This window comes from Klebsiella sp. 1SOBk5mer, from assembly GCF_046603115.1.
GTDB lineage: Bacteria > Pseudomonadota > Gammaproteobacteria > Enterobacterales > Enterobacteriaceae > Klebsiella > Klebsiella quasipneumoniae.
Map to the genome: position 1 here is coordinate 319,410 of NZ_JBKIUU010000003.1, position 23,667 is coordinate 343,076.

Annotated in this window: 27 protein-coding genes; 13 read left to right on the plus strand and 14 right to left on the minus strand. The window is 58.1% G+C overall.

Features of this window, described 5'->3' with window-relative positions; all coding sequences use genetic code 11:
• The first annotated feature begins 8 nt into the window (after nt 1–8).
• Nucleotides 9–1,217 (plus strand): HD domain-containing phosphohydrolase, encoded by a 1,209-nt coding sequence (locus tag ACLH1U_RS10430; RefSeq protein WP_032452471.1) that lies wholly within the window; start codon nt 9–11, stop codon nt 1,215–1,217.
• A 72-nt stretch (nt 1,218–1,289) separates the two neighbouring features.
• Nucleotides 1,290–3,074, plus strand: a complete 1,785-nt coding sequence (locus ACLH1U_RS10435) for a sensor domain-containing diguanylate cyclase (RefSeq protein ID WP_032452470.1) — start codon at nt 1,290–1,292, stop codon at nt 3,072–3,074.
• Here ACLH1U_RS10435 and ACLH1U_RS10440 read toward each other — a convergent pair.
• The gene (locus tag ACLH1U_RS10440) at nt 3,071–3,970 is read right to left on the minus strand and encodes a LysR substrate-binding domain-containing protein (protein WP_023289227.1); all 900 of its coding nucleotides are present in this window, start codon (nt 3,968–3,970) and stop codon (nt 3,071–3,073) included. The two genes, ACLH1U_RS10435 and ACLH1U_RS10440, sit on opposite strands and share 4 nt — an antisense overlap.
• Before the next feature lie 120 nt (nt 3,971–4,090).
• On the opposite strand from ACLH1U_RS10440, the gene ACLH1U_RS10445 reads away from it, so the two are divergent.
• Nucleotides 4,091–5,593, plus strand: coding sequence for a UbiD family decarboxylase (locus ACLH1U_RS10445; protein WP_023289226.1), 1,503 nt, complete (start codon nt 4,091–4,093; stop codon nt 5,591–5,593).
• An 84-nt stretch (nt 5,594–5,677) separates the two neighbouring features.
• On the opposite strand, the gene ACLH1U_RS10450 is transcribed toward ACLH1U_RS10445, so the two are convergent.
• From ACLH1U_RS10450 to ACLH1U_RS10465, 4 genes are all read right to left on the minus strand, one after another.
• On the minus strand, nt 5,678–6,088 hold the full coding sequence (locus tag ACLH1U_RS10450; RefSeq protein WP_023289225.1) for a Spy/CpxP family protein refolding chaperone: 411 nt from the start codon (nt 6,086–6,088) through the stop codon (nt 5,678–5,680).
• A gap of 135 nt (nt 6,089–6,223) precedes the next feature.
• Complete coding sequence (locus ACLH1U_RS10455) at nt 6,224–6,910, minus strand: EAL domain-containing protein (RefSeq protein WP_121936184.1); 687 nt, start codon at nt 6,908–6,910, stop codon at nt 6,224–6,226.
• A gap of 428 nt (nt 6,911–7,338) precedes the next feature.
• On the minus strand, nt 7,339–7,494 hold the full coding sequence (locus tag ACLH1U_RS10460; protein WP_048334995.1) for a hypothetical protein: 156 nt from the start codon (nt 7,492–7,494) through the stop codon (nt 7,339–7,341).
• A 45-nt stretch (nt 7,495–7,539) separates the two neighbouring features.
• Nucleotides 7,540–8,172 carry a helix-turn-helix domain-containing protein gene (locus ACLH1U_RS10465; protein WP_023289223.1) on the minus strand — a complete coding sequence of 211 codons (633 nt, stop codon included), beginning with the start codon at nt 8,170–8,172 and terminating at the stop codon, nt 7,540–7,542.
• Nucleotides 8,173–8,740: 568 nt separating this feature from the next.
• Here ACLH1U_RS10465 and ACLH1U_RS10470 point away from each other — a divergent pair.
• Nucleotides 8,741–8,938: a hypothetical protein gene (locus ACLH1U_RS10470; RefSeq protein ID WP_023289222.1), complete on the plus strand. Its 198-nt coding sequence runs from the start codon at nt 8,741–8,743 to the stop codon at nt 8,936–8,938.
• Between the two features lie 59 nt (nt 8,939–8,997).
• Here the strand turns inward: ACLH1U_RS10470 and ACLH1U_RS10475 are convergent, their stop codons facing one another.
• A complete protein-coding gene (locus ACLH1U_RS10475) occupies nt 8,998–9,792 on the minus strand; it encodes an AraC family transcriptional regulator (protein WP_044522244.1) in 795 nt (264 codons plus the stop codon).
• 77 nt (nt 9,793–9,869) lie between these two features.
• Here ACLH1U_RS10475 and ACLH1U_RS10480 point away from each other — a divergent pair, with 77 nt between their 5' ends.
• The 3 genes from ACLH1U_RS10480 to ACLH1U_RS10490 are packed head-to-tail and all read left to right on the plus strand — an operon-like array spanning nt 9,870 to nt 13,049.
• Complete coding sequence (locus ACLH1U_RS10480; RefSeq protein WP_374014225.1) at nt 9,870–11,927, plus strand: FUSC family protein; 2,058 nt, start codon at nt 9,870–9,872, stop codon at nt 11,925–11,927.
• A complete protein-coding gene (locus tag ACLH1U_RS10485; protein ID WP_023289219.1) occupies nt 11,920–12,132 on the plus strand; it encodes a DUF1656 domain-containing protein in 213 nt (70 codons plus the stop codon). Before ACLH1U_RS10480 ends, ACLH1U_RS10485 begins: the two co-directional genes overlap by 8 nt.
• Nucleotides 12,129–13,049 (plus strand): HlyD family secretion protein, encoded by a 921-nt coding sequence (locus tag ACLH1U_RS10490; RefSeq protein WP_023289218.1) that lies wholly within the window; start codon nt 12,129–12,131, stop codon nt 13,047–13,049. The genes ACLH1U_RS10485 and ACLH1U_RS10490 overlap by 4 nt, the downstream gene beginning before the upstream one ends.
• On the opposite strand, the gene cydB is transcribed toward ACLH1U_RS10490, so the two are convergent.
• The 6 genes from cydB to ACLH1U_RS10520 form a co-directional block, all read right to left on the minus strand.
• Complete coding sequence (cydB, locus tag ACLH1U_RS10495) at nt 13,043–14,053, minus strand: cytochrome d ubiquinol oxidase subunit II (protein ID WP_048297273.1); 1,011 nt, start codon at nt 14,051–14,053, stop codon at nt 13,043–13,045. The two genes, ACLH1U_RS10490 and cydB, sit on opposite strands and share 7 nt — an antisense overlap.
• The gene (locus ACLH1U_RS10500; RefSeq protein ID WP_023289216.1) at nt 14,050–15,456 is read right to left on the minus strand and encodes a cytochrome ubiquinol oxidase subunit I; all 1,407 of its coding nucleotides are present in this window, start codon (nt 15,454–15,456) and stop codon (nt 14,050–14,052) included. Before ACLH1U_RS10500 ends, cydB begins: the two co-directional genes overlap by 4 nt.
• Before the next feature lie 55 nt (nt 15,457–15,511).
• Nucleotides 15,512–16,399: a manganese catalase family protein gene (locus ACLH1U_RS10505; RefSeq protein ID WP_023289215.1), complete on the minus strand. Its 888-nt coding sequence runs from the start codon at nt 16,397–16,399 to the stop codon at nt 15,512–15,514.
• Between the two features lie 15 nt (nt 16,400–16,414).
• Nucleotides 16,415–16,921 carry a ferritin-like domain-containing protein gene (locus ACLH1U_RS10510; RefSeq protein ID WP_411299233.1) on the minus strand — a complete coding sequence of 169 codons (507 nt, stop codon included), beginning with the start codon at nt 16,919–16,921 and terminating at the stop codon, nt 16,415–16,417.
• A gap of 26 nt (nt 16,922–16,947) precedes the next feature.
• Nucleotides 16,948–17,442 (minus strand): ferritin-like domain-containing protein, encoded by a 495-nt coding sequence (locus ACLH1U_RS10515; protein ID WP_023289213.1) that lies wholly within the window; start codon nt 17,440–17,442, stop codon nt 16,948–16,950.
• 90 nt (nt 17,443–17,532) lie between these two features.
• Nucleotides 17,533–17,718, minus strand: a complete 186-nt coding sequence (locus tag ACLH1U_RS10520; RefSeq protein WP_004150795.1) for a general stress protein — start codon at nt 17,716–17,718, stop codon at nt 17,533–17,535.
• 610 nt (nt 17,719–18,328) lie between these two features.
• Between ACLH1U_RS10520 and ACLH1U_RS10525 the strand changes: the two genes are divergently transcribed.
• Nucleotides 18,329–19,522: a zinc-dependent alcohol dehydrogenase gene (locus ACLH1U_RS10525; protein WP_048297271.1), complete on the plus strand. Its 1,194-nt coding sequence runs from the start codon at nt 18,329–18,331 to the stop codon at nt 19,520–19,522.
• 111 nt (nt 19,523–19,633) lie between these two features.
• The gene (locus ACLH1U_RS10530; protein ID WP_023289211.1) at nt 19,634–19,861 is read left to right on the plus strand and encodes a DUF1272 domain-containing protein; all 228 of its coding nucleotides are present in this window, start codon (nt 19,634–19,636) and stop codon (nt 19,859–19,861) included.
• A gap of 54 nt (nt 19,862–19,915) precedes the next feature.
• Here the strand turns inward: ACLH1U_RS10530 and ACLH1U_RS10535 are convergent, their stop codons facing one another.
• Both ACLH1U_RS10535 and ACLH1U_RS10540 read right to left on the minus strand, forming a co-directional pair.
• Complete coding sequence (locus ACLH1U_RS10535; protein ID WP_023289210.1) at nt 19,916–20,461, minus strand: cysteine hydrolase family protein; 546 nt, start codon at nt 20,459–20,461, stop codon at nt 19,916–19,918.
• Nucleotides 20,462–20,751: 290 nt separating this feature from the next.
• Nucleotides 20,752–21,393, minus strand: coding sequence for a GntR family transcriptional regulator (locus ACLH1U_RS10540; protein ID WP_064154847.1), 642 nt, complete (start codon nt 21,391–21,393; stop codon nt 20,752–20,754).
• 157 nt (nt 21,394–21,550) lie between these two features.
• Between ACLH1U_RS10540 and ACLH1U_RS10545 the strand changes: the two genes are divergently transcribed.
• From ACLH1U_RS10545 to ACLH1U_RS10560, 4 genes are all read left to right on the plus strand, one after another.
• The gene (locus ACLH1U_RS10545; protein ID WP_023289207.1) at nt 21,551–22,024 is read left to right on the plus strand and encodes an OsmC family protein; all 474 of its coding nucleotides are present in this window, start codon (nt 21,551–21,553) and stop codon (nt 22,022–22,024) included.
• Between the two features lie 136 nt (nt 22,025–22,160).
• Nucleotides 22,161–22,484, plus strand: a complete 324-nt coding sequence (locus tag ACLH1U_RS10550; RefSeq protein ID WP_110212065.1) for an antibiotic biosynthesis monooxygenase family protein — start codon at nt 22,161–22,163, stop codon at nt 22,482–22,484.
• A complete protein-coding gene (locus tag ACLH1U_RS10555) occupies nt 22,477–22,869 on the plus strand; it encodes an amino acid-binding protein (protein WP_048297268.1) in 393 nt (130 codons plus the stop codon). The genes ACLH1U_RS10550 and ACLH1U_RS10555 overlap by 8 nt, the downstream gene beginning before the upstream one ends.
• Nucleotides 22,866–23,579, plus strand: coding sequence for an ArsR/SmtB family transcription factor (locus tag ACLH1U_RS10560; RefSeq protein ID WP_411299234.1), 714 nt, complete (start codon nt 22,866–22,868; stop codon nt 23,577–23,579). Before ACLH1U_RS10555 ends, ACLH1U_RS10560 begins: the two co-directional genes overlap by 4 nt.
• Nucleotides 23,580–23,667 lie beyond the last annotated feature (88 nt).

Consider the following 23,667-nt stretch of genomic DNA (forward strand, 5'->3'; position numbering starts at 1 on the left):
GAACAGAAATGCGTATTGCCCTGAAGTCGGCCCTGATGCTGACCACTAACGTCATTCAGATCATTAACCCTGATCTGCACCGGCATATGCAACGAACGGCCTTAATCGCCCTGACGCTGGCGCAAAGGCTGGGCTTGCCTGCCGAGCGGCAGCAGACCATCTTTTGCGCCGCGCTGCTGCACGATATCGGCGTACTGGGTGATAGACGCACCATTCATTCGCTGGATGCCATCGATAATGTCCACGATCCGCATCAGCGCCAGGGGGCGGCGATGCTCGAGGGGTTAGCAACCTTCCGGCCCATCGTCCCCTTTATTCGCGACCACCACTTCAGCCCGGAGCACCGCGGCAGCCGCGAACAGCATATTGTCTATTTCGCCGATGCCTTTGAACGGCTGCTGCCGGCGGATAGCCGCGTGACCGCCTGGCCCACGCGGGCAGTGGTGGAGCAGTTCGTCACCCTGCACCGGGAGATCGATCCGTTACTCTGCGATACCCTGTGCGAGGTCGCTGAAAATGCGAACTTCTGGCAGCACCTGCATCCCGGGCATATTCAACGGCTGCTGGAAATTATTGCCCCCATCAACACGCTGTATCTGGATATTGACGGTCTGAAAGATGTCTGCCTGCTGATTGCCAAAATTGTCGACACCTACAGCAGCTTTACCGCCAGCCACAGTATTATGGTGGGGGAAATCGCCCGCCAGCTTGCCCACTGGATGCAGCTGCCGGAGCCCATCTGCCAGCAAATACAGGTTGCCGGCTATCTGCACGACATTGGTAAGGTTTATATCCCTCTTTCTATTCTGGAAAAAGAGGGGGAGCTGGATGACGACGAGCTGAGCCAGGTACGCGAGCACAGCTACATGACCGGGGATCTCCTTAGCGACTACAGCGAGCTTGGCGACATTATCAACTGGGCCTCGAATCATCATGAAAAACTGGACGGCAGCGGCTACCCTCTGCATCTCGAAAAGGATCACCTGACCCTCGCCGACCGCATTATCTCCATCGCCGATATTTTCACCGCCCTGACCGAAGATCGCCCTTATCGTAAAGGGATGGCCTGGCAGGAGGCCTTACAGATTATGGAAACGGATGTTATAAATGGCGCTCTGGATCGCGATGTCTTTCTCGTTTTGCGCCACCATGCGGAAACGCTACACGCCATCATTCTTCAGACCCTCGAACACCCCCGCAGCGAGCACCGTCCCTGAAGCGGACCGCCGTCGTGACGGGGACGGGTTCTATAATTAAAACAGCTTCATCTGCATGCAAGGAAACACAGGGTGAGAATCGCCACCATCACCAACTGGGCCTACGGGATCACCGTCGGCCTGACGCTGGCCTCCGGGAGCGCCATGCTCATGGCCTCCAGCGCAGACCGCGTCGAACGCCAGGCGGTACAGCAGCGCCAGGTCTTTGATACCCTCTCCGACGAGGTGGAAAACGACGCCTGGGCGCTGTCTGACCTCGCCCGGCTATACGTGGTTAAGCCCTCTCCGGAGACGCTGGAGCAGTACCAGCAGCTGCAGCGGACCGACAAAAGCATTGAGCTGCGGCTGGCCAGATTGAAAGATAACGGCGCCAGCCGCGAGGAGCTGGCGCTGCTGCACGATGGCCTGCAGATTGCCGCTGAACTGCAGGATGAACAACAGGCCGCCCTGGCGCATGTCGCCCACGGCGATGCGCCAGCGGCAATCGCCGTGCTGTACGGCAATGCATACGAGACCGAGCTGGAACGCCTGCAGACGCAGATCGATCGCTTCCGCCAGATGCTCGAAAATCGCGCCGCCGTCGCCATTGACCAGGCCACCGAACGCTCGCGGATCTGGCGCACCCTGTCGGAAATCATGGTCGGCCTGACCGCGCTGATGTTTTTGTTCGTCCTCGGCTTTATTCTCAAGCGGCGGGTGCTCTACCCGGTGGTTCGCCTGAGCGACGTGGTGCAGCGTCTCGCCTCCCAGGACTATGCGGTGGAGACGCCGCAGTTCACTCAGGTGGATGAGATTGGCGATATGGCCCAGGCCATCCGCATTTTTCGCGAGAACGGCCTGGCCCGCCAGCAGCTGGAGCAGCAGCGCGACGCTGACTGGGCGATCCGCGAACTGCTGGCGCGCATGACCCAGCGTCTGCAGGGCTGTGAAACCATTGAGGATGTGATTAAGGTGGCGGAACTGTTTGCGCCGAATATCGCCCCGACGATCCCCGGGAAACTGTATATTCTCGATACCGATCCCTGGCAGATGCGCTGCGTGGCGCAGTGGCTGGCGCCCGCCGGGGAGACGACGCCCTTTTCACCCGACGACTGTTGGGCGATACGTCGGGGACTCAGCCATCCGCCGGTGCAGGGCGAACCCGATATCACCTGCTATCATCTGCCGGAGGCGTACGCCGGCCAGTCGCTCTGCGTACCGCTCATCGCCCAGGGCGAAGCCATCGGGCTGCTGACCTTTCAGAACGTTACCGCCAGTGACGCTCCTTCCCGGGCCTACCTTGAGCTGATGGCGGAAGCGCTGGGCCTGGCGCTGGCCAATCAGCGCTTACGCAGCGCCCTGCTGGAAAAAGCGCTGTTCGATTCCCTGACCGGCCTGCGTAATCGGCATCATCTGGACGAAGCGCTGCATTCACAGATGGCGCTGGCGGTCCATACCCACACCCCGCTGAGCTGTCTGATGATCGACATCGATCATTTTAAAGCCATCAATGACCGCTACGGCCACGAGGCCGGGGATCTGGTGATTAAGAGCGTCGCCACCATCGTGCAGCGCGCGGTGCGCGATATCGGCACGGCTTTCCGCTACGGCGGCGAAGAGTTTCTGGTACTGCTCCCCGGCCTTGACGAAGCCGAGGCGCACCAGTGCGCCAGCGAGATCTATACCCAGGTGCACGCGATGACGCTGCGCGATGGTCTGACCGAGATAGGACAGGTGGATGTGTCGATTGGCATCGCCAGCTACCCGCAGCACACCCAAAGCGACAGCCTGCTACGCGCGGCGGACGCCGCGCTGTACCGGGCGAAAGAGCTGGGCCGCTCAAGGATTGTCAGCTTTGGCCGCCTGAAGACCAGCTAACCGGGTGATTGCTCGGTCGCATTGAGCAACGAGATAACTTTCCGCACCACCGCCGAACGGATATGGCGGTGGTAAACCATGCTCAGCTCACTCTCCGCCAGCCGGTCCTGAAGATCGATATACACCACGTTATCGAGGCGTAAGGCCCGCGCCGAGACCGGAACCAGGGCCACCCCGACCCCGGCGGAGACCAGGCTAATCATCGAGGTGACGTCGTTAATCCGCTGCGCCACCTGCGGCGTAAAGCCCGCGACGCGGCAGGCGTCAATAAACACCTGCTCCAGCCCGGTGCCCTGCGGATCGTCAAGCGAGATCCAGTTATCCGCGCGCAATGAGGCCAGATTGAGCGCCCCCACGCCCGCCAGCGGATGCTGTTGATAGAGCGCCAGGCAGAGCTTTTCCCGCACAAACGGCCTGACCACCAGCGCCTCCGGCGGCGAGGCCAGCGGCGCGCGGATGATGGCGATATCCAGGCGCAGATCCAGCAGCGCTTCGTAGAGCATTTGCACATCGCCATGCACCAGCGACAGCTCAATCCCCGGCCAGTCGGCGCGCAGCTCGCGCAGCAGCCCCGGCAGTTTACTGTCGTACATCGCGCTGGAGACATACCCCAGATGCAGCCTTCCCTGCTCGCCCCGCGCGGTGCGCTGGGCGTCCAGTGCCGCCTGGTCGACCATCTCCAGCGCCAGCCGCGTCTTCTGCCAAAAGGCCTCGCCCGCGGCGGTCAGGGTCAGACGGCGGTTGGCGCGGGAGAAGAGCACCACCCCCAGACGCTGCTCGAGCTGTTTAATCTGCTGGCTGAGGGCGGGCTGGGCGATATGTAACCGCTCCGCCGCACGGTGCATATGTAACTCTTCGGCAACGACCACAAAATGGCGTAACGCTCGCAAGGACATGCCCGGACTCCATAGGTTTTATTGATAATAAAAATCTTATCAATAACACATGAATGATGCAATTGATAACCATTAGCCTGCGAAGCATACTGTGCGCATCGACACGCTAAGGAGAACATCATGACCGCACCGATTCAGGATCTGCGCGACGCCATCGCACTGCTGCAACAGCATGACAATCAATACCTCGAAACCAATCATCCGGTGGACCCTAACGCCGAGCTGGCCGGCGTCTATCGTCATATCGGCGCCGGCGGCACCGTGAAGCGCCCCACCCGCATTGGCCCGGCGATGATGTTTAACAATATTAAAGGCTATCCGCATTCGCGTATTCTGGTGGGCATGCACGCCAGCCGCCAGCGGGCGGCGCTGCTGCTGGGCTGCGAAGCTTCGCAGCTGGCGCTGGAGGTGGGTAAAGCGGTGAAAACACCGGTCGCGCCGGTGGTGGTTCCGGCCGGCAGCGCCCCCTGTCAGGAGCAGGTTTTTCTGGCCGACGATCCGGACTTTGATTTGCGCACCCTGCTCCCGGCGCCCACCAACACCCCGATCGACGCCGGCCCCTTCTTCTGCCTGGGCCTGGCGCTGGCCAGCGATCCTGACGACGCCTCGCTCACCGACGTCACCATCCACCGCTTGTGCGTGCAGGGCCGGGATGAGCTGTCGATGTTTCTTGCCGCCGGCCGCCATATCGAAGTGTTTCGCCAGAAAGCCGAGGCTGCCGGCAAACCGCTGCCGATAACCATCAACATGGGTCTCGATCCGGCCATCTATATTGGCGCCTGCTTCGAAGCCCCCACCACGCCGTTTGGCTATAACGAACTGGGCGTCGCCGGCGCGCTGCGTCAGCGCCCGGTGGAGCTGGTGCAGGGCGTCAGCGTCCCGGAGAAAGCCATCGCCCGCGCCGAGATCGTCATTGAAGGCGAACTGCTGCCCGGCGTGCGCGTCAGAGAAGATCAACACACCAACAGCGGCCACGCGATGCCGGAATTTCCCGGCTACTGCGGCGGCGCCAACCCGTCGCTGCCGGTGATCAAAGTCAAAGCGGTAACCATGCGGCACAATGCCATCCTGCAGACGCTGGTGGGACCGGGGGAAGAACATACCACCCTCGCCGGGCTGCCGACCGAAGCCAGTATCTGGAATGCCGTCGAGGCCGCCATCCCGGGCTTTTTACAAAACGTCTACGCCCACACCGCGGGCGGCGGTAAATTTCTGGGGATCCTGCAGGTGAAAAAACGTCAGCCCGCCGACGAAGGACGTCAGGGACAGGCTGCGCTGCTGGCGCTGGCGACCTATTCCGAACTAAAAAACATCATTCTGGTTGATGAGGATGTCGATATCTTTGACAGCGACGATATCCTGTGGGCGATGACCACCCGTATGCAGGGGGATGTCAGCATCACCACCCTCCCCGGTATCCGCGGTCACCAGCTCGATCCTTCCCAGACGCCGGAATACAGTCCGTCGATCCGCGGGGAAGGTATCAGCTGCAAGACGATTTTTGACTGCACAGTTCCCTGGGCGCTGAAAGCGCACTTTGAGCGTGCGCCGTTTGCCGATGTCGACCCGCGTCCGTTTGCCCCGGAGTATTTTGCCCGTCTGGAAAACGGCCACGGTCAGTAAGTCAGTCAAGCGGGGCGACAGGCGCCGGACACGCGGCGTCTGTCGCCCGATGCAGCGCCATCCGGAGCGGATGGCGAAGGCGGGTTAGTTGATCGCCGCGGCGAGGTCTTTTTTCACCTGCTCACGCTGCTCGGCGGTCAGCACCTGGCTGACGTCGAAGTAGTATTTCACGCGATAATAGCGCACCTGCTGATCCAGTTGGCTAAAGGCAGCCAGCTGCTGTTTGACTTTGGCTTCATCCCATTTCCCGGAGTGAATCACGTCGGCCAGGGCGCCGTCCTGATAGCCGCTGATTTTAATCTGGCTCACACTGTTTTCGAAGCCCTGACGCAGCGCCTGGATTTTGGCGACCTGATCCTCACTCAGCTTCAGGTGCTGGACGACCGGGTCCTGCGAGACAGACGGCACGTCAGCCGAGGTCGACGCCTGGCTGGCGGCGGTGAAGCAGGTGGTCAGCGCAATGGCGATCAGGGTGTTACGCAAGCGTGTATTCACAATGAGTTATCCTTCAGGCAAGTAAAAGAGACTGGATTATCATCGCGGGAATAAAGACTATCTGTAACAAAGCATTCGTTTAAAACTGGATAAGAAAAGAATGGCAGGTAACCGAAACCTGGCCCCGGCGGGCGCTCAGCAGCAAAGAAAGATATATTCATCCTTCCAGTAACGACCCTGACCAATGATATCCCCGGCCGCAGTGATGAGCCGTTTTTGCTTTTCGGTTTCGATCCCCTCCACAATCACATGCCCGGTCAGGGTATGAATAGCCTGTAACAGCCCGGGCAAAGCGGGATCGTTTTCTTTGTCCCAGAAATAGTCTTTATCCACTTTGACGCAATCAAAGCGAAATCGCTCCAGCAGCCGGAACGTCGTTCGTCCGCGACCAAAGTCATCCAGCCAGACCGGGCAAAGCGCCGCCAGCGTGCTCAGCGCCGTCAGTTCACGGCCAGCGATAAATTCATGAAAATTCTCATTTATTTCCAGAGCAATGTATTTACAGGAGCGCAGAAAATCACAGAGATAGCGGTCGGTCAGAATAAAATGGCTTAATAAATCATCAATATTCAGAGAGATCGGCTTATTATCGACCTGGGAAAAATCAAATACGGAAAGCAACTCGATTTGTCGGGTAAATAGTGCAAGCTTATCGCTTTCGGTGAGCGTGGAGAAAGAAAACGTGGGCGCTGAGGTGTTATTTTGTGCGGGTGCTATAATGTCTTTAGTGAGCAATTCCCACGAGTGGTAGCCGCGGCCATCGCTAATAGCGGGCTCCAGAACGAAGCGATAAGAGGTATTTTTCACGTTTTCTTCAACCATTTAAAAAATACCAGAAATAAGAAAGGGTTAAAGCATGTCATATATTTCCCGCTAACAAAAATAGTTTAAAATGATCGATAAGAAACATTCGATAGCTAAAAGCTATCAAGATATAATTTATTGATCGGTAAAGTGAATTAATATAAATTTGCCCCCGCTGTCAGACCCGCGTAAATCACAATTAAAATATCGTTTCAAACCAGCCAGTTACAAGATAACCCCGCCGCCAGGCATGGCGACTTCATGCTTTTTCCCTGCAGGATAAAAAGCATGATGTAATAAAAACGAAAAAAACAAGCCGCCAGTTTTTGTCATATTGTTATGCCGAAGATGAATAACGCATCACCCGGCACGCCCCGCCGGCCATGCCTTCTGCGGGCGATAAATCAGGCAGCCGGGTCAACGAAACGTCATATTTTCCCGCTACCTTACTGGCAGAAAAGGCGAAGCGGGAAGAGGGAAGTGAAAAGAATATACGTGGTTCCGCTGGCGCTGATGCTGATCATGCTCAGCGCCAGCGCGTGGCTGGAACCGGCTCCGCGGCATGCCGCCAGAGGGCTGTGCGTCTGGTTTGATGGCGCAATGGTCGACTGCCTGCAGAGGCAGCGGCTGGGCGAAGCGAGACCCGCTCACGCGCTGGTCAGACGATAAACCGGTACCCGCCGGGTGGTATTGAACAGATTGTCGCTGACCTCCACCTCCTCAGTGACAATAGCCATACCGGACCGGCGCAGCTGGGCAATGTCCGCCGCCACCCGCTGACTGCCGAACCAGAACAGGGCATCAAGCGCGGTAACCGGCAGGCCGGCGATTAATGCCTGGCGGAGTCGATCCCGGGCAGGTTTAATCTCCCTGGCGATCTGCTGGTACGGCGCCGCCGTCAGGCCCGTCGCTTCGACGCGACGAATGCGGTTTGTCAGGTGGTAATGGAAGCTCTCCGGTACAGCCTGTAAATCCTGCTTCAAACTGTAGACGCAGCCGTAACGTTTGCCGTTGAAAACGGCGGCTTTACGGCTGAGCTGCAGCGTCTCGCGGACGTCGGCGATCAGCTGCGGCGCGCGCACCAGCAGCAGGCGAAAAGGCAGCTCAAAGCTGGTGACATAGTCGACGTTCAGTAACGCAATGCGCAGGCGCTCCTCTGCCCCGGCCTGCAGCTGACGGCACTCCTGATAGACTTCGCGCCACTGCTCCCGCAGCCGCGACGTTTCACCGGCTTCGGTAAACTGGTATTTTTCAATATCGTAATCAACTCTCCCGGCCACCGCACATTCCTTCCTGAATCAGTCCCGGCGTTATACTATCATCCTCCGGCGCTGTACCCTACGCCGAGCGCCGTCGCCGCTGTCGGTTATTTACGATAAAGATAACGGGTGATGACCACATCAAGAACAAACAGCAGGAAAATAACGCTGCTTAACCACAATAAGCCTGCGAATAAATCAAGTAATTGCATCGTTGTTCCCTCGCCGTTGGCCATAAAAAATAAAGCCCCATCACCATAAAGTAGTTAAGAACTACCTTATCAGCCACAGAATAAAAATTATTTAGCGATATGAAATCCCGAGCCCTTGCAGGTTCATTTTACTGACATCAAATTGTCATCAAACAATGTCTATCATCAGCCGACGCCACAGGATTGTTCCTGCCGTCATGGTATCGCCGGCAAACGCGCGACCGCACGGTTTAACAACACGGAATAATATCGCCCTACCCCACTCTTACTGTCATTGCATAATCTTATATCAGGCCCCATTGCCATTCTGCTGAATAATCCGGAAAGCGCGATAAGTCATAAACGCCCTGCTGATTGGTTGACCATGGAGAAATACGATGCCCAGCGAAAAAGCCCGCAGCCTTGACCATTTCTATGAATTACTGGCGACAGGACAACATCAGAAAATTGAACTCGATTTCGACGTCGCCGCGGACGATTTTTTTAAAATCGCCACCGAGTTTGGCGACATTGGCGCGAGGATCACCCGGCTGAATGAGCGATTTATTATTAAGATCAAGTCGCCGAAAGCCTAAGTCCCTGCCCGCCCTCTCTGGCGGGCGTCAGGCCAGCGGTCGTCGCCCGTCCCTTTTTCTTAACGAGTGCCGGTCTGCCGTTCGGCAAAATAGTGCGCCGGCGTCGTCCCCATCGTTTTTTTAAACAGGGTAATGAAAGCATTCACCGACTCATACCCCAGCTTAGCCGCCACGTTTTGTACCGAAACGCCGCTGGCCAGCTCCTGCAGGGCAATAATCAGATGCAGCTGCTGGCGCCAGCGTCCGAAGGTGAGGCCGGTCTCCCGCTGCATCAGGCGCGCCAGGGAGCGTTCACTCAGCGCCAGACGTTTCGCCCACACCGGCAGGGTACTGCGATCGTCAGGATGACTCACCAGCCTGTCGGCCATGGCGCGTATTTTGGGGTGCGCTGAGACGGGCAGATTCAGGCGCTGCGCCGGCATGGTCGCCAGCTCGTCGAGGGTCACCCGGGTCAGTCTCCCGGCATGGCTATCCGCCGCGTAGTCCGCCCCTTCGCGAGTAAGCCGCCCCACCAGCTCATGGATCAGGGAAGAGAGCGCCAGCGCGCAGCAGCTGTCGGGCAGCGCCGCCGCCCCGGGTTCAATAAACAGGTAGTTGAGGCGCGCATTCCAGGTGGCGGTCACACTGTGGGCAATACCGCCCGGGATCCATACCGCGCAGCGAGGCGGCACGATCCACAGGTTATTTTCCGCCCGACAACGCACCGCGCCATACAGCACGATAATCAGTTGTCCTTTGCGATGGCTATGCACCGGCACTTCGGCTTCATACTCGACAAAATCAAGATGACGCGCGACGGCCGGGCAGGAAGACGCGTCCGGATCGTACAGCGTATTGGCAAAAGGTGATGGCATACGGTTGGCAAGATTCAGGTATTTTTTGACAGAATAGAGTATTTCTCCGCAAGCGCAAGCCGGCAATAATCGGCGGCATGAACATCATCCTCTTTCGTCAGGCCCGCTGGCTGCGGGCCGCAGGCGCCGTCGCGCACCGTTTCATGCCGCAAATACCCTCAGCCGCGCTGCGCAGCGATGGCCAGGCGGTGATCTATGCCGCGAAGAGTTTCGCCGCGGCGATGCTGGCTTACTATCTCGCGCTCTCCATCGGTCTGCAGCGGCCTTCCTGGGCCATCATCACCGTCTATATCGTCTCGCAGACCTCGGCGGGCGCCTCGTTGAGCCGTAGCGTCTATCGGCTGGTCGGGACCGTCGTCGGCGCGGCGGCCACCGTAATCATCGTGCCCACCTTCGTTAACCAGCCGATCCTGTGCAGCGTCGTGCTGGCCCTGTGGATCGCGGGTAGCCTCTGCCTGTCCCTGCTTGAACGCACGCCGCGCGGGTACGCCTTCCTGCTGGCGGGTTACACCGCGAGCCTGATTGGCTTTCCCGCCGTCTCCGCGCCCGGGACGATCTTTGATCTCGCCGTCACCCGGGTGGAAGAGATCGCCATCGGTATCTTATGCGCCGGCCTGATCCATCGCTTCGTGCTGCCGGTGCGCATCGCCGGGCGGTTTAACAGCACGCTGGCACAGACGCTGGCAACCGCCCGCCAGCGGATCGCCGATACGCTGGCAGGCAAGCCGGTGGCGGCGGAAACGCTGCGGCTGGCGCTGAGCCTGCAGTTTCTCCAGGGCATCAACCACCACCTGCCCTGGGATGACGGCCTGTCTGTCCCTCACCGCCAGGCGAGAAAAGCGATCCACGACCGGCTGGCGCGACTGTTGATCGTCAATGGCGAATTGTATGACCGTTTACAGCGGAGCGGGCCGCCACCTGACGACCTGCAGGCGCTGCTGGCGGAGGCAGAGGCCTGGCTGACAGGCCCGCAAGCCGCCAGGTCGGCGCCCTCGGCAGACGGACTTCTCTCCCGCTGCGAGCGGCTCATCGTCCGGTACGCTGCTGACGCGCAGACCATGGACGAGGCGCTGCGGCTCAGCCTGGCGCGCCATCTGGCGGAAGCCATCCGCCTCCTGCAGGAGAGCGAGCGGCTGGCGAAGGCGGTTTATCGTCGGCGGTCGCCTGCCCTGCCCCCCGACGCCGGCGCGGCGAAGGGTTATGTTTTCCATCGCGATCCGCTCAGCGCCCTGCGGACTTCTTTCGGCGCCTTCGTCATCATCCTTAGCGGCTGCCTGATCTGGATAGGATCCGCCTGGCCCGATGGCGGCACCGCGGTCTCGATCCTCGGGGTCTGCTGTAGCCTGTTCGCCAGCTTCGACGCGCCGGCGGCGCATCTGGTGAAATACCTGATCGGCTGCGTGTGGGGCGTGCTGTTCAGCCTGCTCTACAGCTTCGTCCTGCTGCCGCAGGTGAACGAATTTGCGCTGCTGGCGGCGGTGCTCGCCCCGGTCTATCTGCTGGCCGGCTCGCTGCAGGCGCGGCCAGCCACCACCTTTATGGCGATGGGCATCACCCTGACGCTGCCGATATTGTGCGAGCTGGGGGCCAGCTACCGCGGCGACTTCGCGACGGCGATCAATACCGCGCTCGCGCTGTTTATCGCCGTCGGTTATGCGGCGTTTGGTATGCGCCTGCTGCAAACCGTGCAGGCGGAAACCGCTATCCGTCGTCTGCTGACGCTGTGCCAGCGCGATATCCGCCGTGCCGCTCGCGGCCGGCTGGCGCACAATGCCCACCGCTGGACCAACCTGATGATCGACCGTACCGCATTACTGCTGCCCCGCCTGCCGCAGAGCGGACCGGCAGCCGGTCAGTTGCTTGACACGATGCTGCGCGATATTCGTACCGGTCTCGCCGTGATCCATCTGCGCCGTCGCTATCAGCAGGCGGACAGTGCGTCGGCGGACGCAGTGCAAGCGCTCCTGGACGCGCTGAACCCGCAGCCGGACATAACGGCCCTGGAGCAACCGGTCAATGCGCTGCTGGCCCAGGCTTTACCGGCGACCGATGCCGCCTCGCGCGAACGCGCGGAAGCGCTCATCGCGCTGTATTGCGCCTTACACCTGCCTGAGGAGAGCCAGAACCATGCGTGACCTCGCGCTGGGCGGGGTATTTTTCCCCGGCCTGCTGATTGTCGGCCTTATCGCCCTGCTCGCTACACTGTTGCTGCAACCGCTTATCTTCTCCGCCCGCGGCCCGGGTCGCCTGCCGTGCCGGCCGCTGTGGGGGCTGTCCCTTTTTATCGCGCTTTTCTTCCTGCTCCTGCAGGGCGTTCACACGCTGGGGTTATCCGTATGACACTGTATCTGACACTTCTGGGCCGCTATGCCCTGACCTTAGGCGCCGTCGCCGCCGCCGCGCTACTGGCTTTCATTTTCTGGAAACAGGAGGCGCAGACGCCCTGGACCCGCGATGGCCGGATGCGGGCCGACGTGGTGCAGATCGCCCCCAATGTCTCGGGGCCGGTGGCCAGCGTGGCGGTGAAAGACAACCAGTGGGTCAATCGGGGAGAGGTACTCTATACCATCGATCCGCGCTGGCTGAAGCTGGCGGTCAGCAGCGCTCAGGCGGAGGTGGAAGCCCGACGCCAGGAGATGGCGATGCGCCAGGATGCCGCCAGACGTCGGGCGCAGATCCAGGGCGTCATCTCCAGCGAAGATCTGAAACAGACCAACAGCGCGGCCAGCGTCGCGGCCGCTAACTACCAGGGCGCGCTGGCGGCACTGGCGCTGGCGCAGCTGAATGTAGCGCATGCCACCGTGCGGGCGCCGGTATCCGGCTACGTGACCCATCTCCGGCTGCGCCCCGGCGACTATGCCACCGCCGGTGTGACGACAGTCGCCATTATCGATGGTCAGAGCTTCTGGGTGGTGGGGTATTTTGAAGAGACCCGTCTGCGCCACATCCACATTGGCGATACCGCGCACATCACGCTGATGGGCTACGACCCGGTTATTACCGGCCATGTGGAGAGCATCGGGCACGGGATCGGCGATACCAATGATGAAACCGGCGCCCTGGGCCTGCCGCAGGTCGAGCCAACGTTCAGCTGGGTGCGGCTGGCGCAGCGTGTGCCGGTGCGTATCCATATCGATACCCTGCCCGCGGGTGTGGAGCGAGTCGCCGGTCTGTCCGCGACCATTTCGGTCATCCCTGACCGGACGGCGCGGCGCGCCGGTCAATCATCAGTAGCCGACTTGCTGTCCTCTCAGTGATAGCCTTCGCTGCCGGACACTTTGCCGCGAAAGACGTAATAGCTCCAGGCGGTATACATCAGGATCACCGGGATGATCAGCAGCGCCCCCGGCAGCATAAATACCTGACTGGAGGGCGGCGCGGCGGCATCCCACAGGGAGATGTGCGGCGGAATAATGTTCGGCCAGACGCTGATCCCCAGCCCGCTGAAGCCGAGGAATATCAGGCCCAGCGTCAGGATAAAGGGACGAGCGTGGCTGGCGGGGCGCGCGCTCAGGCGCCAGATCCACAGGCTCAGGGTCAGCACCAGGATCGGCACCGGCACGAACCAGAAGAAATTGGGCAGCGTAAACCAGCGTTCCGCCACGTAGCGCCAGCCCAACGGCGTCCAGACGCTGACCACCGCGATCACCGCCATCAGCGCCAGCAGCACCTTACGGGTCAGCTCGCGCATCCGCTGCTGCAGCGCGCCTTCGCTTTTCATGATGAGCCAGGTGGTGCCCAACAGCAGATAGGCCACCACCAGCCCCAGACCGCAGAACAGGTTAAAGGGGGTAAGCCAGTCCAGCGTCGAGCCGGCGAAGCGGCGGTCGGCTACCGCAAAGCCGTTGATAAAGGCGCCGACGACAATCCCCTGGCTGAAGGTCGCCAGCAGCGAGCCGCCGGCGAAGGCATAGTCCCAGAAGGTGCGATGCGAGGGAACCGCTTTAAAACGAAACTCAAACGCCACGCCGCGGAAAATCAGGCCGATGAGCATCGCCGTCAGCGGGATAACCAGCGCATCGGTGATCACCGCGTAAGCCAGCGGAAACGCGCCGAACAGCCCTGCCCCGCCGAGCACCAGCCAGGTTTCGTTACCATCCCAGACGGGCGCCACGCTGTTAACCATCACATCGCGCTCTTCGGCGTCATGCACCACGCTGAACAGCATCCCGATGCCTAAATCGAAACCATCCATCACGATATACATCAACGTGGCGAAGACAATGATGACAAACCAAATCACCGAGATATCGATGCTCATGATGCGTTCTCCTCATCCCGCACCGGCTCTGCCGCCGAGAGCGGACGCGCCGGGGTGCCTGCGGTTTGCGAGGTCAGCTCCGTCACCGGCTGCGGCCCTTTTTTGATAAGCCGGAAGATATAGTAATACCCCACGCCAAACACCGCGCAGTAGACCACGATAAACACCAGCAGGCTGATAGCCATCTGCAGCGTACTGTGCAACGACACCGCGTCCCGGGTGCGCAGCAAACCGTAGATCACCCACGGCTGACGGCCCATCTCGGTGGTCACCCACCCGGCGACCAGCGCAATAAGACCGGCGGGCCCCATACAGAGCGCAAACCACTGGAACGGACGCGAATGGTACAGCCGCCGCCGATAGCGCAGCCAGGCGCTGCAGATCCCTAAGGCGATCATCAACACGCCCATCCCAACCATGATACGGAACGACCAGAACACGGCGGGCGAATAGGGCCGGTCCTCTTTCGGGAAATCTTTCAGGGCCGGCACCTGCTTATGCAGGCTGTGGGTGAGGATCAGGCTGCCCAGCGCCGGGATCTCCAGGCCATAGCGGGTCCGCTCCTCTTCCATATCCGGCAGGCCAAACAGCAGCAGCGGGGTGGCCTCGCCCGGCCGGTTTTCCCAGTGTCCTTCAATCGCCGCAATCTTCGCCGGCTGATGCTCAAGGGTGTTAAGGCCATGCATATCCCCCACCACCGCCTGGATGGGCGCCACCAGCAGCGCCATCCACATCGCCATCGACAGCATTTTGCGGATGGCCGGCGAGTCGTTGCCGCGCAGCAGATGCCAGGCGGCGGAGGCCCCGACGAACATGGCGCTGCTGAGGAACGCGGCGATCGCCATATGGAACAAGCGATACGGGAATGACGGGTTAAAGATAATCGCCAGCCAGTCCTGCGGGATGAGGTGGCCATTTTCGAGGGTAAAACCCTGCGGCGTCTGCATCCAGCTATTGGAGGCGAGGATCCAGAAGGTGGAGACCAGGGTGCCAAGGGCTACCATGCAGGTGGTAAAAAAATGCAGCGCCGGCGGCACCTTGCTCCAGCCGAACAGCATCACGCCGAGGAATCCCGCTTCGAGGAAGAAGGCGGTCAGCACTTCATACAGCAGCAGCGGGCCGGTAATACTGCCGGCAAACTGGGAGAATCCGCTCCAGTTGGTGCCGAACTGATAGGACATGACTAATCCGGAAACCACGCCCATGCCAAAATTGACGGCGAAAATTTTCAGCCAGAAGTTGTAGAGCGAGCGCCAGACGTTATCCCGGGTTCGCAGCCACATCCCTTCCAGCACCACAAGGTAGCTGGCAAGGCCGATAGTGATGGCCGGAAACAGAATATGGAAGGAAACGGTAAAGGCAAATTGCAGTCGGGCCAGATGAAACGCGTCAAATTCAAACATAATCCGCACCCATCATTATGAAACGCCCCGGCCGCAGCCGGGGCTTATGCGAACATCACTTAGCCGATGATGACGTGTTTTGCTTACCGGCGCCCAGTTCAGCGCCGGTCAAAGGATCACCCTGCGGGTCAGACTCTGTTCGCTTCAGCATCGCTTTGCACAGCGCTTCCTGCTCCGGCGTCAGGCCGACAGAGGCGCTGCCATCTCCGCCATCCACGGCCGGCTGCGGATCCTTGACATAATCGAAGTGTTTGTCACTGTTCCAGCTGCCGCGTACTTCTCCACCTTCAGACATATTGTAGTAGGTGTTCGCGTACTCGCTAATGGGCGGCAGTTTGCCCGGCGGATAGTTGTTGCGAATTGACTGCAGCGCCTTCTCAAAAGAGAGCTGATGCGCCGCTTCGCGGGTCATCAGGAACGCCAGCGCGTCTTTTACGCCGGGATCGTCGGTCACGTTGATCAGCCGTTCATAGACGATCTTCGCCCTCGCCTCCGCCGCGACGTTCGACCGCAGGTCGGCGGTGGGTTCGCCGATAGTATCAATGTAGGCCGCCGTCCACGGCACGCCCGCCGAATTGGTCAGCGGGGTACCGCCGCCGTACAGTAACGACGTAATATGGCTGTCGTTGCCGTTGGCGGTGAGCGAACGATAGAGTTCCGCCTCGCTCTCGGTGCCCTCCGCCAGCGCCCCTTTGGCGCCTTTATTTAGCATGCCGACCAGGGTGCCAATGATCTCCAGATGGCTCAGCTCCTCTGTCGCGATATCCATCAGCATGTCTTTGCGGCCGGGATCGTCATCGCTTAATCCCTGAGTGAAATAACGACACGCGGCGGCCAGCTCGCCCTGAGGGCCGCCAAACTGTTCGAGCAGTAAATTCGCGAGCCCCGGATTGGGTTCAGCAACGCGCACGGTATACTGCAGTTGTTTCACATGACGAAACATAGGCCTGCCTCCTGGTTATTTTTTCGCTTCTACGCCGTCAGCATCTGAACGCAGGAGAAATTGCTCCGTGGTCTGAGGAATATGTTTGATCAGCCAGTCGGCCATGGCCTGCTCTTCCGCCAGGATGGCCTCAATGGCCGGAATGGAAGTGGTATCGCCCGCTTTTTCAGCCGCCGCCAGCAGAGAGGTATAGCAGGCGATCTCAAACTGCTCGAAGACGTACCCGCTGATCGAGCCTTTGACTATTTCATCGGAAGGAAACATCCCGCCGATGGACTGGCCGAGAGCCGCCATTTTACTCATCGAATCTTTAATCACCGAGCGCGAAATCTCGTTGCGGTCGAGGATCTCTTCCAGCACGGTAATTTGCCGTTTGGTCTCATTAATATGCTGTTCGATTCTGGCACGGAGATCCGGATAATTATCGATACGGCCAGCCATTGATTCCAGCATGGATTCTGCCTGTTTTTCCATGGCATGCGCATCTCGTAGCCAGTCATGATAATGTTCAATGTGATTCATCGTGATTTCCTCGTGTCAGGGAGCGTTTATTTTTCTGCTTTTTTATTAATATTACCTACCGCCAGGTCGGTTAATTTCACATCGGTTTGTTTTTCTTCTTCCAGGGTTTCGGCCAGCAGTTTGACCGCTTTTTTATAACCCAGCTGTTCCGCCAGGGTCACCAGGGTACCGTAACTGGCAATTTCGTAATGCTCGACCTTTTGCGCAGCGGCAATTAACGCGGCATCACGTACTTCATTTTTTTCCGTGCTCTCAACGACTTCATTGGCCTCTTCGATTAATCCTTCCATGGCCACGCATTTCATGCGTTTGATTTTCAGACCGGATTCCTGCTCAACGATCTGGTCGATACGTTCAATCTGGCCCTGGGTTTCTTCAAGATGAGCATTGAACGCCGCGCTGAGTTTTTCACTGGACGCCGCTCTGGCCAGTTTAGCCAGCCCGCGGGTTAATTGTTTCTCTGCGCTGTAGGTATCTGAGAGCAGGTGAATAAATACATCTTCAATGCTTTTCATATTCATAGAAATACCTTCTGGAGTCAGAAAATAACTGCGAGCCCGTGACAGACTCGCAGGAGATACTTTCACTTCAGGGTGCAAGGAAAAGGATAATCAGGAATTATCAGACTTGCGGCCACCGCCGTGGCTGTTTTGTCCGCCTTTTTTACCCGCTTCGGACGCACGCTGCGGATCATTTTTAAAGTTCCCGCCGCTGTGCTGACCACCTTTACGACCTGCTTCAGAAGCTTTTTCACGGTCTTCAGCAAAATTACCGGAACCACCACGATGCTCTGCCATATTTTCACCTCATGTATATCGGTTATGTCAGTACGATACGAAAATATTCCGTATCACTCGTCGTTCGATATTTAAATCTAGCGGGTAATGCTGGTTAGTCAAATTATTATCCGGTGTTTCCGATACCTTTTAGCAGCAATTCGGAATAATTCTATAAAACACATCAAAAACAACCAGACGGCACATTTCCGCTAACTTACTGTGTTCAGGGAAATAATGCACAGAGCCCCCCCATGCGGCAAAGAATTATTTATACCGGCGGGTTACTCCCGTTGGGTTATATAACGAAGCGGCAGTATTGCCTGTAGCCCGACTGAAATTAGGAATTTTTCTTGTTTTTAAGGCAAAAAAAAAGCCGCTGGGGAAGCGGCTGGAAAATAAAATGGAGCGAATATCATGCCCGATTAAGCCTGGCATATTCAGGGGAAACAGGCAAATAACGCCAATAAATAAGCGAAGCGTAGAATATATTCAGCGACTGGAATATCACGCAGTTCCATTATTAGTACTCTACGCTTTATTTTCACGGTGGTTTATCGGCGGCATTAGCGTCAGGTCACTTTGCCTTTGCGCCTGATGCGATCAGCCATTCTCTCCAGGAGAAGACTCTATGAAAGCACTCACTTATCATGGCCCCCATCATGTCAGCGTTGACACCATGCCTGACCCATCCCTTGAGGCGCCGGACGATATTATTCTGCGCGTCACGGCGACGGCGATCTGCGGTTCCGATCTGCACCTTTACCGCGGAAAGATCCCCGGCACGCACCATGGTGATATTTTCGGCCATGAATTTATGGGGGAAGTGGTGGACGCCGGTTCGGACGTCACCGCGGTTCGTAAAGGCGATCGGGTGGTTATCCCGTTTGTCATTGCCTGCGGAGACTGCTTCTTTTGTCGCCTGCAGCAATATGCCGCCTGCGAAAGCACCAATAGCGGCCAGGGGGCGACGCTCAATCGCAAAGGTATTTCGCCACCCGCGGCGCTGTTTGGCTATAGTGATTTGTACGGCGGGATCCCCGGCGGCCAGGCGGAATATGTGCGGGTTCCCAAAGCTAATACCGGCCCGTTTAAAGTGCCGGACACCTTACCCGATGAAAAGGTGCTGTTTCTGTCGGATATTCTGCCCACCGCCTGGCAGGCGGTAAAAAACGCCGAGGTCAAACCCGGCAGCAGCGTGGCTATTTTTGGCGCCGGCCCGGTTGGCCTGCTGTGCGCCTCCTGCGCCAGGCTCAATGGCGCAGAGCAGATATTCATCATTGATCATAACGATTACCGACTCGACTTCGCGCAGCAGCGCTATGGCGCGATCCCGATAAACTTCGACCACCATGACGACCCGGCGCAGTGGATTATCGACAACACCGCCGGCCATCGCGGCGTCGACGCGGTGATTGACGCCGTCGGCTTCGAAGCGAAAGGCAGCCTCACGGAAACCGTCCTCAGCACCCTGAAAATCGAGGGCAGCAGCGGGAAAGCGCTGCGCCAGTGCATCGCCGCCGTGCGCCGCGGCGGCATCGTCAGCGTGCCCGGGGTTTACGCCGGTTTCATTCATGGATTTATGTTTGGCGATGCCTTTGATAAGGGGCTGACCTTCAAAATGGGGCAAACCCACGTCCATGCCTGGTTGCCGGATCTGCTGGCGCTAATTGAGCAAGGGTTGCTCACCCCGGAGGAGATTATCACGCACCATATGCCGCTGGAGGAGGCCGCGCGCGGCTATCAGATCTTTGAGAAGCGTGAAGAGGCATGCCGCAAAGTGATCCTCGTGCCGGGGATGCAGCCCGGAAAGGCAACGCTTTGAGGCGGAGGTTAACGCAGCGAAACCCTTCGGCGGCCAGTGCGGGCCGTGATATAAAAACAGTATCCGCTGGCCCGCCGTGGCGGATACCGCCATTAACCACAGGAGAAGGTCATGCTCGAGTTACGCCCGAATTGCGAATGCTGTGATAAAGATCTGCCGCCAGACTCACCCGAAGCGTTTATCTGTTCGTTCGAGTGTACCTTTTGCCAGGACTGCATGACGGCCCGGCTGAACGGCCATTGCCCGAACTGCGGCGGCGAGCTGGTGCGGCGCCCGGTGCGTCCCGAAGAGGCGCTCCGGCGTCACCCCGCCTCCACCCTGCGTCGCCATACGCAGTAAAACCGGATGAGCAGGCGTCGCGAACGGGAGCCCTCAGGCTCCCTTTCTTCACCCTTATTTCTCTGCCGAAAAGCGCCACTCCGCGGCGGTCGACAGCGTCACAAAGGGCCCCGCAAGGGTGACATTGTGATGGCCAATGATGTCAGGCGCTGATAAACGTTCGTTATCCATGGTTGAGTGCGCATCCGAGATTAACACCGTCCGTAATCCCAGCGCCGATGCCGCTCGGCAGGTCGTGTCCACGCAGAATTCGGTTTTCATCCCGGCAATAACCAGCTGTTTTACGCCGGCCTGGGCGAGCTGATGCTCAAGGTCAGTTTGCTGGAAACAGGAGGGGTATTTTTTAATCAAAACGATATCCCGCTCGCAATTAACCCCCATCTCAGGCAGCAGTTGGGTTAATGGACTTTGCGCGGAGAACGGAGAGTCGTCAGGTCCGGTATGGCGGGCAAAGAAGACTGGCACCTCAGCCTGTCTCGCTTTTTCAATCAGCAGGCAAACGTTCGCCAGAAGCGCATCGGCCTGATACGGGGAAACCGGGCCACGGAAAAGCCCCTGCTGCATATCGATAATTAACAGGGCATGTTCAGATGAAATCATGATGGGTCTCCATTCAGTCTGTCACGAACGGAGAAGACGCTCCCCGTCCACATTGGCGGGGAGTGAGGATCTGTTTGTCAGGAGCCGGTCACAGATACGCCCACACCACCGCAGGTTACGGTCGTGGTGGTGACGGTGGTGGTTGGCTGCACTGACGTAATCATTATCTGACCTTCACTTATTCTTTACAGATAAAACATAAGCGCCATTATAACGGCTCTTTTCTTATAGCATTGAGCTGAGACGGATTGCAATTTATGCCTGAACAACGCAGCCGCTTTACGCAACTATTAACGGCTTACAATATAGGCGCGAAGGGTTTCGCCTGCTGAAAGAATATGTTTCACGGTATATGCCCGAGCCTCCTGTGGATTATTTTGCTGGCAGGCCATCAGGATCTGTTGATGCTCATCCTGGAATTTCAGCGTATCCGACAGCAGTCTGTTCTGAAAAAGCTCATATCTTTCAATCTGCTCGCGCAATTCACCGATCATCTTCAACAGGCGCTGATTGTTACACTTCCGATACAGCAGTTCATGAAACTCCCGGTTATACCTCCCCTGCTGCTCGGGTTCAGAAGCGCTGCTCAGCAGCTGATGCACCAGCTCTGCCCGGGCAAGCGTTTCCGGGTCCATATTCTTCAGGCTATGAAAAATGGCTTCACCTTCCAGGAGTGCCCGCAGCTGATAAATTTCATCGACATCTGCGGCCGTCAGCGTTTTCACCACCGCGCCGCGATTTCTGTAAATCTCAACCAGACCTTCGCGCTCAAGCTGCTGTATCGCTTCTCTCATTGGGATACGGCTGACAGAAAACTGGCAGGCCAGGTCGCGCTCTACAAGCCGGTCGCCATCTCGCAATGCCCCCTTGTTGATTAAGATTTTTAACTCACTGGCAAGGATGTCAGCGGTCGAACGGGTAGCAGCGTTCATTTGGCTCTCTTTACATCATTCATAAATGGTATACCATTATGCCATTCTAGCCAACGTCATGACAACCTTGCGATTCTACCTGCGGCTTCGTTCAGGCAATGCACCTGGACGATACCGCAGTGAAGAAATTCATCCCTCTCTAGAGAAAGGCAAACCAATGGAACATGCTTATACCAGTCACATCACATGGACCGGCAATCAGGGCACGGGTACCTCGGGTTACAAGGCTTATGCCCGAACCTGGGATATCGCGGTAAAGGGAAAAGAACCCATTCATTGTTCAAATGATCCATTACTGGGCGGCGATCCCGGCAAAATGAACCCGGAAGATCTCCTGCTCTCTTCTCTCTCTGCCTGTCACATGCTGTGGTACTTACATCTGGCCTCAGATGCCGGCATTACGGTCATGGAATATCAGGACTCGCCGGTGGCAACGGGCGAAGTATTAAAAGGGGGCGCGGGTCGCTTTATTTCTGCTACCCTCAGGCCGAAAATCACCGTATTACCAGGTACCGATCTCGACGCCGCCGCGGCCATTCATCAGCAGATCCATCACGTCTGTTTTATCGCCCGCTCGGTCAATTTCCCGGTCAGCTACCAGCCTGAATTTATTATCTTTAACGCAGAGTAACTCGTTTCTGGCGCGGTCATCCGGCGCTCAGGAAATGTGGCTGGGGTATCCAACCTCAGCCACACTTCGCTGCACACCGAAGCATCCTGCTCTGGCCGTCATTAGACTGCAGGGAAATTCACCACGGAGCAGACTTATGATTGCGGTACTTTTTGAGGCCGGCACCTTACCGGAAGCACAGGAAAGATATCTTGAGCTGGCGGCCGGGCTGACGCCTTTGCTTTCAGGCACGCCGGGGTTTATCGCCATCGAGCGTTTTCAGAGCCTGAATTCACCCGGCAAAATCCTTTCGTTATCCTGGTGGGAAGATGAAGCATCGGTGGCCAACTGGCAGCAAAATGAGCGGCATCTGGCTGCCCAGCGCGAAGGCAAAGCATCGATTTTTTCATATTACAGAATACGCGTTGCCCGCGTGTTCCGGGATTACTCATCGGATCGGGGAGCACAGCCAGATGTATGATATTCACGTCATTCTCAGCAACACGCCGGGCTCGCTTGGCGCAATGGGTATAGCGCTGGGCAACAACGGTGTGGGTCTCGAAGGTGGTGGGGTATTCACCACGCCTGATGCCGGACATGCGCATTTTCTGGTAGAAGACGGTGAGACAGCCCGCAGGGTGCTGACCGAGGCCGGATTTACGGTCAGCGATGTATGCCGTCCTCTGATACGCAAGTTACCCCAGGAACGACCCGGGGAGCTGGGGGACATTGCAGACACCCTGGCCCACAACGGTATTAATATTCTGGTACAGTACAGCGACCACCGTAACCGGCTCATTCTCCTTACCGATGATGACACCCGGGCAGCGGAAGTGACCAAAAAATGGGCCATACTTTCTGAATGAATCTCCTGAAAACGCAGCAAGACAGTGAGCCAGAGGCGGCACTGGAAACCGCGATGGCGATGGTGGCCTCAGCCCTCTCTGACCCGTCAAGGGTCAGTATTCTCTGCGCGCTGATGGACGGGCGCGCATGGACGGCGACCGAGCTCAGCACGGTCGCCGAGGTCTCCGCCTCCACCACCAGCGGACATCTTGCCCGACTGCTCAGCAACGGGCTGGTGGTGTGTCTCGCGCAGGGGCGCCACCGCTATTACCGCCTGGCAGGCCCGCATATCGCCGGGCTGCTGGAAAACCTGATGGGCGTCTCAATGCAGGCGCATAAGGCGCTGGCCACCAGCACGCCGGTTACGCTTCGCTACGCCCGCACCTGCTACGACCATCTGGCGGGCGAACTGGCGGTGAATATTTATGAGTTTATGCTGCGGGAAAAATGGCTGACGGCCGATGGGCAGTCCCTGACGTCAGCCGGTAAAACCCAGCTTGAAAGCCTGGGCGCAGTACTTAACGTTCGACCGCGACGTAAGCCTTGCTGCCCCTGTCTTGACTGGAGCGAAAGACGTTTTCATCTGGGAGGCGACGCCGGATCGGCGCTGATGGTGCTGTTTGAGCAAAAAGGATGGATCACCCGCACGCCGGGATATCGGGAAGTACAAGTGACGGATAGCGGCAGAGCGGCGCTGTCCCGGCTGTTTAATCTGAAGGTGAACGGATAGCCTGAGTTTAGGCTATATCACATTTTCGCCGAACGGAGCCGGTTTAAGCCGGTCGGGCCATCGGTATGGCCCCTGGCGTTCAATCCAT